At 59.0% G+C, this 13,889-nt stretch carries 12 protein-coding genes; 4 read left to right on the top strand and 8 right to left on the bottom strand.

Annotated features, from left to right (window positions below; all coding sequences use genetic code 11):
• Positions 1 to 492: 492 nt before the first annotated feature.
• The 6 genes from ABSG47_RS00840 to ABSG47_RS00815 form a co-directional block, all read right to left on the bottom strand.
• Positions 493 to 1,419: a proline dehydrogenase family protein gene (locus ABSG47_RS00840; protein ID WP_424165113.1), complete on the bottom strand. Its 927-nt coding sequence runs from the start codon at positions 1,417 to 1,419 to the stop codon at positions 493 to 495.
• 42 nt (positions 1,420 to 1,461) lie between these two features.
• The gene (locus ABSG47_RS00835) at positions 1,462 to 2,835 is read right to left on the bottom strand and encodes a glycoside hydrolase family 27 protein (RefSeq protein ID WP_424165111.1); all 1,374 of its coding nucleotides are present in this window, start codon (positions 2,833 to 2,835) and stop codon (positions 1,462 to 1,464) included.
• Positions 2,836 to 3,316: 481 nt separating this feature from the next.
• The gene (gene hemH / locus ABSG47_RS00830) at positions 3,317 to 4,282 is read right to left on the bottom strand and encodes a ferrochelatase (protein ID WP_424165109.1); all 966 of its coding nucleotides are present in this window, start codon (positions 4,280 to 4,282) and stop codon (positions 3,317 to 3,319) included.
• Complete coding sequence (hemE, locus tag ABSG47_RS00825; RefSeq protein ID WP_424165107.1) at positions 4,275 to 5,357, bottom strand: uroporphyrinogen decarboxylase; 1,083 nt, start codon at positions 5,355 to 5,357, stop codon at positions 4,275 to 4,277. The genes hemH and hemE overlap by 8 nt, the downstream gene beginning before the upstream one ends.
• Positions 5,358 to 5,390: 33 nt before the next feature.
• Positions 5,391 to 5,816, bottom strand: coding sequence for a hypothetical protein (locus ABSG47_RS00820; RefSeq protein ID WP_424165104.1), 426 nt, complete (start codon positions 5,814 to 5,816; stop codon positions 5,391 to 5,393).
• 107 nt (positions 5,817 to 5,923) lie between these two features.
• Positions 5,924 to 6,286: a (2Fe-2S) ferredoxin domain-containing protein gene (locus ABSG47_RS00815; protein WP_424165102.1), complete on the bottom strand. Its 363-nt coding sequence runs from the start codon at positions 6,284 to 6,286 to the stop codon at positions 5,924 to 5,926.
• 120 nt (positions 6,287 to 6,406) lie between these two features.
• Here ABSG47_RS00815 and ABSG47_RS00810 point away from each other — a divergent pair, with 120 nt between their 5' ends.
• The 3 genes from ABSG47_RS00810 to ABSG47_RS00800 all read left to right on the top strand — a co-directional run bounded on the left by ABSG47_RS00810 (position 6,407) and on the right by ABSG47_RS00800 (position 9,504).
• A complete protein-coding gene (locus ABSG47_RS00810; protein ID WP_424165100.1) occupies positions 6,407 to 6,883 on the top strand; it encodes a hypothetical protein in 477 nt (158 codons plus the stop codon).
• Positions 6,884 to 6,927: 44 nt separating this feature from the next.
• Entirely contained in the window at positions 6,928 to 8,676 is a 1,749-nt protein-coding gene (gene recJ, locus ABSG47_RS00805) for a single-stranded-DNA-specific exonuclease RecJ (protein ID WP_424165097.1), read from the top strand.
• Positions 8,677 to 8,769: 93 nt separating this feature from the next.
• Positions 8,770 to 9,504 carry a Stp1/IreP family PP2C-type Ser/Thr phosphatase gene (locus tag ABSG47_RS00800; RefSeq protein ID WP_424165095.1) on the top strand — a complete coding sequence of 245 codons (735 nt, stop codon included), beginning with the start codon at positions 8,770 to 8,772 and terminating at the stop codon, positions 9,502 to 9,504.
• Positions 9,505 to 9,772: 268 nt separating this feature from the next.
• On the opposite strand, the gene ABSG47_RS00795 is transcribed toward ABSG47_RS00800, so the two are convergent.
• Entirely contained in the window at positions 9,773 to 11,518 is a 1,746-nt protein-coding gene (locus ABSG47_RS00795) for an MFS transporter (protein ID WP_424165092.1), read from the bottom strand.
• Positions 11,519 to 11,562: 44 nt separating this feature from the next.
• On the bottom strand, positions 11,563 to 12,444 hold the full coding sequence (locus ABSG47_RS00790) for an ROK family protein (RefSeq protein ID WP_424165090.1): 882 nt from the start codon (positions 12,442 to 12,444) through the stop codon (positions 11,563 to 11,565).
• 116 nt (positions 12,445 to 12,560) lie between these two features.
• Here ABSG47_RS00790 and ABSG47_RS00785 point away from each other — a divergent pair, with 116 nt between their 5' ends.
• Entirely contained in the window at positions 12,561 to 13,889 is a 1,329-nt protein-coding gene (locus tag ABSG47_RS00785) for an NAD(P)-dependent oxidoreductase (protein ID WP_424165088.1), read from the top strand.

Below are 13,889 nucleotides of genomic sequence, written 5' to 3'. Positions count from 1 at the left end.
ATGCTTTACTCAGAATCAGCAGGAGAAAAAGCCACGGCCCGAACCCAAAAAGGATTCGGGCCGTAGCTCTTTCAAGGCAGCCGCGAAATTTTTTTTTCGAGGGTGTCCCCTCAAAAGTAACCACTCATGATAATCAATTAGTAAACACCGTAAATAATCGGTAAATTACACAAAAACAATCACATAGCGGCATAATTTCCCACTCTTCAAAAAACAGCCCTGCAGGGAAAACAAAAAGCGAAAGTTACTCCTGAAAAATCCTCAAACGCTGCCGTCCCAGGCCGCAACATGAGAGCATCTCTCCCCAAGGTATAAAGTTCGTGTGCCCCACCCTCGCCGCGTATTTGCTTTTGCGGCCAGGGGTCGCTCCACAGCAAGAGGAGAAATGCTCTAAAGGCTAAGGGGCTTTGGGACCAGAGGGCTAAGGGACTATCAAAAACCACCCGCTCGGAATTGATCCGAGCGGGTTTTACGTTCTTCCCTTTTCCGTCGTTATGATTTCAGCAGACTTTTCGCCAGGAACAATACATTCGCGGGCCGCTCAGCCAGCCGGCGCATGAAGTATGGATACCACTCGCGGCCGAAGGGAATGTAGACGCGCACGTTGTAGCCCTCGTGGATTAACTGCCGCTGCAGATCTCGCCGCACTCCAAACAGCATCTGAAACTCAAAGCGGCTGGGCTCTATGCCATGCTGCGAAGCGTATGATTTTGCCGCTTCAATCATCTTCGGATCGTGCGTTGCCAAACCGTGATAGACCGCGCTGTCCAACAGCTTGCAGCTCAAGCGGATGTAGTTGGCATCCACATCGGGCTTGTTGGGGAAAGCCACACCGGCCGGCTCCTTGTACGCGCCCTTGCATAGCCGCACGCGGATGCCGTCAGCCAGTAGCTGCTCAATATCTGCCTGTGAGCGATACAGGTAGGACTGGATCACAATGCCGATGGCGCCGCGCATGCCCGCCTGCGCGTGGACGCGCCGCACAATGTCCAGCGTGACCTGCGTCAGCGAGGAGTCCTCCATATCAACGCGGACAAAGGAGCCGATAGAGCGCGCGTGCTCGGCAAGATTGCCGGCAATTGTCTCCGCCAGATCGCGCGAGAGCTCGAGGCCCATCTGGGTCAGCTTGACGCTCACATTTGCGTTCAGTTTGCGCGCGGCAATCGCATCCAGAAGCTGGTGATAAATCTCAGCGGCCCGTTGCGCTTCGGCTTCGTTATTGACGCTCTCGCCCAGGGCGTCCAGCGTTACTGCCATTCCCTGGCGGTTTACGGCTTCAGTCACGCGCAGCGCATCGTCAATCTCCATTCCTGCCACAAAGCGGGAGCTGAGTTTGACGCCTATGCGGGAGCGCTCGCCAACGCGGCGAAGGCTGCGATTACGGGAGAATGCGATAAAAGTGGAGCGCAAGAAAGGCATACGTCTACAGCGTTATTTTCTCATGTTCAGCCGGCATCCTGGCTACTCCACGCGGTACAGTGCGCAAGCATGCGGCGCAAGCTCCACATGCAGCGCTTTTGATACGGGGATCTTCTTGGCTGCCCACACATCGTAGGCCGAATGCGGCTTATCCGTAAGGTGGAAACTGAGCCATGCGACATCTGTTTTGATGGGTGCGTCGCTAACATTGAAGACCGCGGCATAGGTTTTGCTGCCGACATGCGCGTACCACGCCCGCCACGGCAGCGGAGAACCGTCGTTCATGGGCATGACAGCGGGTCCGCTCTTGTCAGCCTTCTGGTCGATCTCCAAGGCCTCTTTGTTGGTTAGTAATGACCGGTTGAAATCGTCCAGCTTGGTCAGGCTTCCACCATAGATCAGCGGCGAGCGGGAGATGGCCCACAGGGTGAACTCCGTCCGCTGCTCGTCCTGCGTGTAGCGGGTCTGGCGCGGCTGGCCCCAGCCGGGATGCGGCATCAACGATCCTTCGGGCAACATATCCGGATCGGGCCAGAAGCCGGGCCGCGAATATTTGTTCCACGCTGCGATGCGATCGAACTCCTCGCTCAAACCGAAGGGAAACTCTGACTTCGTGTCGGAATTCTTCCACAAATCCCAGTGATCGTCGGTAATGCGCGACATCTGCGCGTATTTCATGACTACGTCCGCATTGGAGAGATTTGTCGGTCCCGGTGAAAGGCTCAGCACGATTGGCCGCCCGGTCTTGCGGATGGCTTCGGCGATCTGCCGAATCTCAGTGGGACGGTACTTGTGGTCGGAGATGCAATCCACCTTGATGAAGTCCAGGCCCCACTCGGCGTAGCGCTTCAGCATGGAGTCGTAATAGGCCTGGCCGGCGGCGTTGTCCTTCACGCCGTAGTTGGCGTCGTCCCAGGGGCAGGTCTCGGTGGTATCTGCCGCGTCTGCCGCGTGAAAGGCTGAACCGCCGATGGGCAGATTGGCCTCAACCACCTGTTTGGGAATGCCGCGGATAATGTGAATGCCGAATTTGAGGCCCTGACTGTGTACCCAGTCGGCAATCGGCTTGAAACCTGCGTTACTTGCCGCTGAGGGAAAACGAGCCTCGTCCGGCTCAAGCAGGCCATTGGCATCGTAAAGATAGTTGCGCTCCGCCAGGTTATGCCCAGCCGGATTCCGCATATACCAGCCCTCGTCGACGACGGCATATTGCCAACCCAACGCGCGCATGGAAGCCAATACCTGCACGTTAGCCTTGAACTGCGCTTCATCGATGGTGAAGCCGTAGGCATCCCAACTGTTCCAACCCATTGGTGGAGTAGTAGCCAATTTCTGCGCAAAGGACAAGGCGCACAGCGCCAGGACAAAAGACAAAACACCTGCCGTACGCTTGAGCGGAAGGAAAGTTAGATTCACGATGGATGCGCTCCGGTTAATTCTGGAGAATTATACCGGCTCCTGCGCAGTGGCAGAACGCTTGTGCTTGCGTTCACCGCGGCAGCGGAAGAGAGTCGTCTTGCGGCACTGGCCGCACTCCCAGGGATACATGCCGAAGTGCGTCCAAAATTTGAGTTGAAAAAAGCCTTCACGCTTGATGCGACGCAAATGGCCGCTTCCGCAGCGCGGACAAATCAATCCCGCAGGATTGCGCTCTGATCCCGGTTTGTACGGTCGTGCCTGCACGCCTTTGCCACCTGCAATAGCCGTAGCTTAGAGCTTCGGCCTGAAAGATTTCCAGCCCGCTCTCGCCTGGAATCCGTTCATCCGGATACCTGCATAGAGAACGTTCTGTTCATCTTGGTTTGACACAAAACGCGTAAATTGATTGCAGGCAATCTAAGAAATTTAAGGTAACGAAAGTTTCAACTTGGAAACGTTACTTCCGGTTCCATTCCGGTCAAGCGGTGCGGAGCTTTTTTAGCCCTCTTTCCGCCAGATCCGCAAGCGCGCGCGCCAATGTGGCCGAAGCATTCAGAGATTCCGGGCGCTCAAGACGAATTCCCTTCCCGGCGGCATATCTCCTAAACGCTACATCCACATCGTACAAGATTTCAACGTGATCGCACAGAAATCCTATCGGCTGCAGAATCAGATTCTTGACGGATTGTGACGCCAGTGAATCCAGCATTTCTTCCACTGTCGGCCCAATCCACGGGCCACCACTGGCCCCTTGACTCTGAAACGCAAAGTGCCATGCTGGAATTTCCGGCACGCGCATTGCTACCAGCTCCGCCGTTGTACGCGCGTCCTGTTCGTAGGGGTCGGCGCCCTCGCCCGGCCAGTGCCGCGGGTGGTTTTCGTCGGGAGCCGGCGGCTGGACCGTCCGCGCAGGCACGGAATGTGCGGTAAAGAGCACCGGAGCATAGCCGCCTGTTTCAGCTTTCATGCGAGCCTGCGCATCGTGTAGCCGCTCCGCAAAGGCGTCGGCCAGCAGCGGATGCTCGGCCCAGCCATCTGTAAAGTCGATCCGCATTGCGCCGGCCTCGGCCAGCGCTGCCCGCCGGTAGAGCCCTACACTGGTGCGCGAGTTCTGCGGCGCCAGGCAAATGACCGCGGCCTCTTCTACGCCGTCGGCGCGCATCTGTTGAACCACATCCGGTATATAAGGACGCCAGTTCCGCATGCCGACATAGACCCGCACGGCCTGACCGGCTTGCGCCAACTCCGCCTCAGTCAGCCGCGCCTGTTCGAGTGTCAGCTCCGTCAGCGGACTGTGGCCAATCAGCGAATACCGCTGCTGAATCTCCTCCACCACGTGCTGTGGCATGGGCCGCCCGCTCACCACGTTCCGCAGATACTCCGGAATCTGCTCCACCGTCTCCGGCGTGCCATGCGCCAGCAGCAGAACGGCCTGCTTAAGCATTTACGCTCTCCCACTTAAAATCCCGCACCATCTTCGCCACCGCCTGCACGTTTTCTACCGGCGTTCCAGGTACGATTCCATGACCCAGGTTGAAGATATGCCCCGGTCTGCCCGCCGCCGAGCGCAGAATCTCCTTTACCCGCGTCTCCAGAATCTCCACCGGCGCAAAAAGCGTAATGGGATCGAGGTTTCCCTGCACCGCTCGCGTGTGTCCCACCGCAGCCCAGCCTTCATGCAACGGCTGCCGCCAATCGAGGCCAATCACATCCGCACCGGTTTCCGCCATGGTTCCAAGCAGCCCTGCCGTATCCACGCCAAAGTAGATCACCGGCACTCCCATCTCCTGCACGGCGCGCACCAGCCGCTTGCTTACCGCAAAAGCGTAATCGCGATAATCCGCAAGCGAAAGCGAACCCACCCAACTGTCGAAGATCTGTATGACATCGGCTCCAGCCTGCACCTGCTGGCGGCAATACTCCGTGAGCACAATCACGATCTTATCCAGCAGGAGGTTCCATGCCGGAGGGTTCTGATACATCAGTTTCTTTGTCTCGATGTAATTCCTTGATCCGCCGCCCTCAATCATGTAGCTGGCCAGCGTATACGGCGCGCCGCAGAAGCCGATGATTCCCAGCCGGTCGCGGAAATGCCCCGCCACCTTCTGAATTGCGATAGACACATATTCCAGATCACTCGTGCGGTCGGTCCGCAGTGCGCGCACGTCCTCAGCCGTTCGTACCGGCCGATGCACCACTGGTCCTTCACCTGCTTGAAACTCAAAGTCCAGGCCCATAGGCTCCAGCGGCAGCAGCAGATCGGCAAAGATGATGGCCGCATCCACGCCGAGCTTTTCAGCGGCGGTAATAGTCACCTCGGCGGCTAGCTGCGGTTGTTTGCAAATCTCCACCAGCGTGTGATGCTTCCGTACCTCGCGGTACTCCTGCATGTAGCGCCCCGCCTGGCGCAGAAACCAAACGGGCGTACGATCCACGGGCTTGCGCAGGCAAGCACGTACAAAGCGGCTGCCGGCAAGCAGCGAGTCAGCGTTCGAATCAGTATTCTCTGTAGAGGTCATCCGGTATTAATTTTACCGGGCCTGACGCAACCATCAAAAACTCAGCTCTATGTACGCCTTGGTGTCGGCCATCGGTGCCGGTAGCGGAAGGCCATCTCGTTCCACGGATCGCAGCACGCGTCCATCCACGCTGACTGCATCCACCTCGTAGCTCAGCGTTGCCGCCGGCTGCGGGCGGTTCGCCTGCCAGGCGAACGGAATCTCAAGAGCACATCCCGCGCTGTTGCCAGAACCCTTCGCCGGCTGCTCCGCATTCGCGCCCGGCATGATCCGCGCGCGGCATACATAGATCGCGCCTGGTGGCAGCTCGCCCACTTCCGGATGAAACGCGAGCGCATAGATGCTCGTCACTGAAGCGCCCACATCCGCGCTGGGATCGGTCGCATTCGAACCATTCCGGTCCGGCTGCACTGCGACCGCCAGCATCCCGCACAACACAATTGCGCATATCGTTTGCATTGGAGTCCTCCATCTTTATCCATCGGACTCCCGCATCTGCTGCTTAAGAAAAATCTTCGTCTGGCAGGTAGGCGATACGGTACGAAAGTGTTCTTATGCCCTTATTCTCACGATTTGTGCGGGCATGTCTTGGCGTTCAAACAATCATCGGCAATCCGCAGGCGCTCTACTGGCCGCCCGTTCACAAGATGCTCTTCCACAATCTCCGCGGCGTCCGCTGCCGTCACGCCGCCGTACCATACACCCTCTGGATAGACCACCACCGTCGGGCCATGCTCGCACTGATCCAGGCATCCGGCCTTGTTGATCCGCACCGGACCTTTGAGAAATCCTGCCTGACTCGCTGCCCTTGTACGCTTCTGCAACTCCGCGAGCAGCTCGCTCTTTCCATCCACAGTGCACGATGCACGCGGCGCGTCTTCCGGCCTGCTGTTCTGGCAGACAAATACATGATGCTCAAAAACTGGCAATCGAAATTTCCTCCACCTTCAGACTAATGCACCGCTCCCAAGGTTCCTGCGCGGCGATTTATGTTGTGAGGCACATCTACCGCACCCCCGCCCCAATCTGCAACAATGAACGCTGTGAGTATGAGCAAGGACGATCTGATTTCGCTGAAAGACGATATGGTGGCCTTCATTGAAGGTCATGGAATGCAACGCCTCCCCGGCTTCGTAACCGAAGATGTGCCCACTGTCCTCTGGGACGGCAAAGACAATCCCGACTCGTGGAAAGACTTTGTCGAGATGGCCAAGCACGCCGGCGCACCCTTTGTAACCTTCAGTGAGGTCACGCTCGAGCATGAAGAGCTCGACGCCCTTGTTGAAGAAGCCAACGAGATGAACTACCCCGACGAGGAAGCCTCCGAGCTGGTGGAAGCCGATTGGCTCCGCAAGTACACCGGCATGTTGGGATACATTCAGCTTGGCTTTGTCTATCAGGGTGTCGTGTTTCTGCATGAAACTACCACCGAGTGGTACGAGCGCTATCAGGCGCTGCTTGAAGATATTGAGAGCTTCCAGGACATCGTGATCGATAGCCATCCTGACCACGACGACGTGGACTAGGCACCTGCGGTGCGGCTGGCTGCGCCTTCGGCGCGAAAGAACCGATGACTGTCAAGCAACGCTGGCAAATCTCTCCGCCGCAGCCCGACGCCGACAAGCTCGCGCGCGACGCTCATATTCCCCAGCCGCTCGCCGAACTGCTACTGGCTCGCGGCATCTCCACTGCCGCTGAAGCTCACATCTTTCTCAACCCCGCTGCGGATCAGCTTCACTCGCCCGCGCTCATGCTTGGCATGGACGCAGCCGTCGAACGCATCGAGCGGGCCATTGCGAAGAGCGAGCCCATCCTGCTCTACGGCGATTACGACGTGGATGGCACCACTGCCGTCGTTTTGCTCAAGACTGCGATTGAGATGCTCGGCGGTACGGTGCGTTTTCATGTTCCGCATCGCATACGTGAGGGCTATGGCTTGCAATCAAGCGTGCTGGAAGAAGCTCACGCCGCGGGCATCCGGCTCGTCGTCACTGTGGATACAGGCATGCGCGCCTGTGCCGAAGCTGAAACGGCACGCAGAATCGGCCTCGACCTCATCATTACGGATCATCACCTTCCTTCCGCTTCCGACCCGCTGCCGCACTGCGATGCCATTCTCAATCCCAATCAGCAGAGCTGCACGTATCCGGAAAAATCTCTCTGCGGAGCGGCTATCGCTTTCAAGCTGGCGCAGGCGCTGCTGGAAAATCATGAATCGCACCGGAACGATCCCACACGGCTTCGCGAAAAGATATTGCCCAGCTTCCTCAAGATGGCGGCCATCGCCACCATTGCCGATGCTGTTCCGCTGCGCGGAGAGAACCGCGTCATCGCAGCTCTTGGCCTGCGTGAGCTGCGCCGCCCTGCCGCAGCCGGTCTACGCGCGCTCTTTCAGGCTGCCACGCTCGATCCCGCATCCAAGGCCATCACAGGCTTCGACATCGCCTTTCGCATTGCACCGCGCATCAACGCAGCAGGACGCATGGACATTGCATCTGAGGTCATCGAACTGTTCACAACGCGCGATACGAATCGAGCGCGTGATCTGGCAAACAAGCTTGAGGTTTTGAACCGTCAGCGCCGCGATGCCGAGGCCTCTGCGCTTGCCGAAATCGAAAGACGTCTGACCGAGGACGCGGAGTTGAAAGACGCGCCTCTGCTTGTTGTGGATGGCGAAGGCTGGCACCGCGGCATTATCGGCATTCTTGCCTCACGCGTGGTGGAACGTACGGCGAAACCCGCTATCGTCGTCAGCATCGAGGACGGCGTGGCGCATGGTTCGGGGCGCTCCGTGGATGGTTTTCCGCTGCTGGAAGCGCTTGAATCCTCCGCGCCGCTCTTTACACGCTTCGGCGGCCACGCCTTCGCTGTTGGATTCGCGCTGCCGGCCGAACGGCTTACCGAACTGAAACGCGGCCTTGTCGCTTACGCTCACGAAAAACTTGCCAGTCGGGAGCCGGAACATCTTCTCCGTATCCATGCCGAGCTGCCGCTTGAGCGGATTACTCCGGTGCTGGCTGGATGGCTGCGCCGGCTTGAGCCATTGGGACATGGAAACCCGGAGCCGGTCTTTGTGACCCGCGGAGTTCGCCTGCACAGCGCGCCACGTGTGATGAAAGAGCGGCACATTCGGCTGGAGCTGGCGTCGGGCACGGCTATTATGCGTTGCGTTGGCTGGAACTGGGCCGCTCGCTGCGCTGCTCACGGCTTGAAACAAGGCTCGGTGATCGACCTTGCCTATAAAATTCGCGAGAATGACCACCCGGACTATGGCGGGATCGAAGTAGAGATTGCCGGCTTGGAAGTTCCAGCCAGGTAACCGGGCTTCGAGCAGCGGGTAACCATTTCTGGCACCTTAAAGGTGCCAATTATCCACATCCGGGTATACACTTCTTTACGGGAGTTTTATATAGTGGCCACCGCAGTTGTGCGCTTTACCGCTGCCGCCCTTACGGATCGCGGCCGGAAGCGCCCCTCCAATGAAGATGCATTCGGGTTCTCGGTCGAGGACGGAGTTTATGTTGTCTGTGACGGCATGGGCGGAGCTGCGGCTGGCGAAGTAGCAAGTTCGATCGCTGTGGATGAGGTGCTGCGCATCTTTCATGAACGCAACGGCTCAGCGGTGCTGCCGCGCGATGCGGAAGAAGCCGTCGAGACTGCGAATCAGGCCATCTACTCCCGTGCCCGGCGCAATTACAAACTCAGCGGCATGGGTACTACGCTTGTCGCCGTGGTGGTCCGCAGCCAGCATGTCTGGGTGCTCAACATCGGCGACAGCCGTTGTTACCGGCTCCGCGGAGGATCGCTGGAGCAGGTTACGCTCGATCATTCGCTTGTGGAAGAACAGGTTCGCATGGGGCGTATGACCAAGGCGGAAGCTGCCCGCTCGCCAATGCGTAACATGATTACCCGCGCTCTTGGAACGCAGGGTCAGGTTACGCCCGATTGCTTTAACTTCGATGCGCAGCCCGGCGATCTGCTGCTGCTTTGTTCGGATGGCCTGACTCGCGAACTGTCCGACTCGCTGATTCAGTCGCTTATCTCTTCCAGCCTGCCGCTGGAGCAGCGCTGTTCTCGCCTCATCGAAGCCGCCAAAAAGGCCGGCGGTCATGACAACATCACCTGCGTGCTGGTCCAGGCCGACTGAATCTGCCGCAGTGGTATCTGCAAACCCAAAAATATTTCTTCAAATCTGTGGAAATCTTTGCATAATAATTCGCGATTTCTGTCATACTCATAATCGATAAACAAAAAGCCCGAATCCTGATGGATTCGGGCTTTTCTATTTCCAGCCAGACAGTTGCACAGTTTCAGAATGAGGATTGCATAAAGATTTCTATAAGGACTGTGCTTTCGTCCGCAGTCAACACAAATGAAATAACTTCGGAATCATCGTTGCACAGGATAACTCTCAATTAAGCCTCAAAAAACTTCTCAATCTCTTCCAATGTCTTCCCTTTGGTCTCCGGCATGAAGAAGGCGGCGGTCAGGAAGTAGACGACTGTGAAGCCGGCAAATAGGTAAAACATTGTGGAGTAGCCGTACTTGCCCACTACCGGCAGGAAGATGGCGGCCAGCGTTGTGGAGACCGTTTGGTTGAGGACCAGCGCGATGGACATGCCGTTGGAGCGGATGCGGGTGGGCATCAGCTCCGAGAGCGCCAGCCAGACGCAGACGCCGGGGCCCAATGCGTAGAAGCCTACGAAGAGATAGAGGCAGATGGCTACGAGCCAGCCGTTTGTGGCCGACGGCACGGGCGTGATGTAGGCGTGCAGGATGCGGAGGGGGGCTGTCTGGGCGGCTTTGAGGTCGGCGAAGGGATTCTGGAAGAAGGCTGCGACGCTGGTCTCTGGAATGGATGAGCCGCGATCGATGGAGGCCGGATCGATGTCGCCGAGCAGGACGGGCTTGGTGCTGGAGGTGAAGTCACCATAGGAGTAGATGATGGCGAGCGATTGCGGACCGGTGGTGCCTGACGGCGCGCCGAGTAGCTTGAGTGAGGCATCGTCAAACTTGATGGCGACTTTGTTGTCCGTGGTGACGAGCGATTGCACGGCGTCGCGTGCATCGTAGCGATGACCCTCTGAGCGAAGGAAGAGGGTTCCGACGGCGACCATGGAGAGGATGATGCCGGAGGTGCCGATGGTGAGAAGAAACTTGCGGCCTTTTTTATCGACGAGCTGGAGCCCGACGACTGTCATGGCGAAGTTACAGAAGGTGAACAGGACATAACCCCAGTGGGCCATGACGTCTGAGAGGCCGCTCTGGATGAGGATGTCTACGTTGTAACCGATGAGAGAGTTGATGCCGGTGGCGGTGTTACAGGCGAGGATGACGCAGGCCAGGATGAAGGGGACGACGTAACGGCGGCTGAAGATGGAGTCTTTATGCGCGGCGCCCGATGTGCTTTTGCCCGCGGCGGCGAGCTGGGCCATTTCTTCAAGTTCCGTGGCGGCCTGCTCGGGTGTGCGGGAGCGCAGGAGCGCGGTGCGTGCGGCATCGATGCGGCCGCGGCTGAAGAGCCAGCGCGGCGACTCCGAGATGAAGAAGGCGGTGATGACGAAGAGCAGACCGGGCGGCAGGGACATCCAGAAGATGCTGCGCCATGCGAGGTCTTTGGTGTGATGGAGCAGATCGGGCGAGGCGGTTTTGGCGATCTCAGCGACGTGATAACTGAGGAAGATGCTCATGAGGGCGGCGATGAAGATGCCGAAGGTGAGCAGCCACTGGAAGATGCCGGTGCCTTTGCCGCGTGATTTGGCTCCGAGGCACTCCGCGAGATAAAGGGGGACGACGACGCCGACGAGGCCGCCGCTGACACCCTGGAGCAGACGGCCGGCGAAGAGCGGCGCGAAGCCGTGCGAGAGCGCGATAACGGGCACGGAGAGCGAGAAGGAGACGCCGGAGAGAAGCATGAGTGGCTTGCGGCCGAGCCAGTCCGCGAGCAGTCCGGCGAAGAGCGTGGAGAAGACGCTGCCGAGGAGCACGGCGGCAACGATGATGGAGATTTGGCCGCGGTTGAGGCCGGATGTGGCTTCAAGGTACGGGAGCGCGCCGCCGATGATGCCTACGTCAATGCCATAGAGAAGCCCGCCTAGTCCGGCAACGATGAGGAGAAAGCGGTTGTAACGGGCGAGAGTGGATTCTACGGCTGTGGGCATTGGGGCTCCGGAGGGTATTTGAATAGAGATGTCAGCTTATCAACTCAGGCGAAGGTTTCGCGCCAGAAGTGGCCGGCGCCGGCGAGTGGGGCTTGATCGCCGAGTGTGGCGGTGACAACGGTGAAGTTGAGGCCGGAGATTTCGCGCTCTGTGACGGGAAGGAACAGATGCGCGGAGCGGGCGATGCCGCCGCCGATCATGACGCGGTCAGGATGGAAGGGCGCGATGACGTCGCGGAGGACGCGGCCGAGGTCGGTGCCGAAGCCTTCAAATACTATGCGGGCGTCGGGGTCTGAGGCGGGGGAGGCGGCCAGGTCGGCTACTTCCCTTTCGTAGCCGGTGCGGGCGGCGTAGGCGGCTTTGATGGCGCGGGTGGAGATGAGGTCTTCTACGGTTCCGCCCTGGTAGGGATAGTTCCATATTTCGCCGCCGGGAGGGACGCCGGGGCCGCTGGTGACGTGGCGGCCATTGACGACGAAGGCGCAGCCGACGCCGGTGCCGAGGGTGAGACCGGCGGAGCGGGCGGTGCCTTTGAGGCTGCCTGCGCCGACTTCACCGAGGACGTAGGCTGCGGCGTCATTGAGGAAAAGGATGTGGGCGGGCGGGAAATTGAAGCGGGTGGCGAGGGCGGCGCGGAGATCCTTTTTATAGAGATAGCGGAGCTTGTGCTCCATGAGGCTGACGCCGGTTTCGTGGTCGAAGGGGCCGGGGACGGCGAGCGACGCGCCTGCTAGTGGTGTTCCAGCAGCGGCTTGCGTGCCGAGCGAGTGAAGGAGATCGGCGAAGGCGTCGAAGCTGGTGATTTCTGCGATGGAGCCGGAAGCGGTGTGGATGAGTGCGAGATCGGAGAGGCGGCAAAGGCCTGCGCTGATGTGGCTGCCGCCTACGTCAAAGGTGATGAGGTGTTGGGAGTCGGGTGCGGTCAAAGTATCTCCTGCGTGTGGCAAGGAACCTTTGTAGCATACGGTGCGTGAGTTGCTTCTGGCTCTTGATTCGCGGCGGGATTCCAATAGAATAAATACTCCTTTGGAGGTGTTGCTGCATGGAGAGACACCGGGCGCTGGGTGAGCAGTTGCCGCCGCTGACAGTTCACGAGGCCGCGGTGGAGGCCGACCGCTGCCTTTACTGCTATGACGCGCCGTGTACGCATGCGTGTCCGACGCATATCGATATTCCGAAATTTATTAAGAAGATTGCGACGCGGAATCTGCGGGGTTCGGCGCAGACGATTTATGCGGCGAATCTGCTCGGGGCGACGTGCGCGCGGGTTTGCCCGGTGCAGGAGCTTTGCGAGGGCGCGTGCGTGCTGAACGCGGAACATAAGCCGATTGCGATTGGGCGGCTGCAACGGTATGCGATGGATTACGCGAAGGCTGGTGGTGTGAAGCCGAAGGCGAGGGGCGTTGCTGCGGGTGCGGCGCGGAAGATTGCCGTGGTGGGTGCGGGGCCTGCGGGTTTGAGTTGCGCGGGTGAGTTGGCGATGCGCGGGCATGAGGTGACGGTCTTTGAGAAGCGCGAGTTGCCGGGAGGGCTTTCGACGTACGGGATTATTGGGCTGCGCGAGCCGGTGGATGTGGCGATTGATGAGGCTCGGATGATTGAGAGCCTGGGTGTGCGGATTAAGACCGGTGTGGAGTTTGGGAAGGATGTGACGCTGGAGCAGGCGCGCGCGGAGTTTGATGCAATTGTGCTGAGCGTGGGGCTGGGTGCGACTCCGGCGCTGGGCATTCCTGGTGAAGAGGCGATTGTGGATGGGCTTGCTTATATCGAGATGAGCAAGACGAATGCGGCGAGCCTGCGCGTGGGGCGCAATGTGGTGGTGATTGGCGCGGGGAATACGGCGGTGGATTGCGCCACTATTGCGAAGAGGCTTGGTGCGGAGCGCGTGACGATAGTGTATCGGCGTACTGTGCGGGAGATGACTTGCTACGCGCATGAGTATCAGTTTGTGTTGAGCGAGGGGATTGAGTTTCGATTTCTGGCGCAGCCTTGTGGTGTGGTGATGAGGGATGGAGAGGTTGCGGGGCTGGAGTGTTTGCGCGTGGAGCTTGGTGAGCCGGATGCGACGGGAAGGCCTGCGCCTGTGGTGGTGGCGGGATCGGAGTTTGTGATTGAGGCGGATCAGGTTGTGAAGGCTGTGGGGCAGGTAAGGCCTGCGCTGGCTGCTGCGATGGGGTTGAAGACTGAGAAGGGATACATTGCGGTAAGCGCGGATTTTGAGACGAGCGTTGCGGGTGTCTATGCGATTGGAGATTGCATTCGCGCGCGTGGGGCGGCTTCGACTGTGATGGCGGTGCAGGATGGGAAGCTGGCGGCTGAGGCTCTTCATGCAAAGCTCGGCGCGGTTGCAGCAGTAGCGGAGGTGAGATAG

Source organism: Occallatibacter sp. (assembly GCF_049510455.1).
GTDB lineage: Bacteria > Acidobacteriota > Terriglobia > Terriglobales > Acidobacteriaceae > Telmatobacter.
Note: the sequence above shows the minus strand (reverse complement) of the source record. Positions and strands in the feature narration are given on the sequence as shown.

Excerpts from the sequence above, each read along its gene's own strand:
- ABSG47_RS00840 (WP_424165113.1), bottom strand. The coding sequence starts at position 1,419 with ATGCCTTTCTTGCGCTCCACTTTTATCGCATTCTCCCGTAATCGCAGC.
- hemH (WP_424165109.1), bottom strand. The coding sequence starts at position 4,282 with ATGCTTAAGCAGGCCGTTCTGCTGCTGGCGCATGGCACGCCGGAGACG.
- hemE (WP_424165107.1), bottom strand. The coding sequence starts at position 5,357 with ATGACCTCTACAGAGAATACTGATTCGAACGCTGACTCGCTGCTTGCC.
- ABSG47_RS00820 (WP_424165104.1), bottom strand. The coding sequence starts at position 5,816 with ATGCAAACGATATGCGCAATTGTGTTGTGCGGGATGCTGGCGGTCGCA.
- ABSG47_RS00810 (WP_424165100.1), top strand. The coding sequence starts at position 6,407 with ATGAGCAAGGACGATCTGATTTCGCTGAAAGACGATATGGTGGCCTTC.
- recJ (WP_424165097.1), top strand. The coding sequence starts at position 6,928 with ATGACTGTCAAGCAACGCTGGCAAATCTCTCCGCCGCAGCCCGACGCC.
- ABSG47_RS00795 (WP_424165092.1), bottom strand. The coding sequence starts at position 11,518 with ATGCCCACAGCCGTAGAATCCACTCTCGCCCGTTACAACCGCTTTCTC.
- ABSG47_RS00785 (WP_424165088.1), top strand. The coding sequence starts at position 12,561 with ATGGAGAGACACCGGGCGCTGGGTGAGCAGTTGCCGCCGCTGACAGTT.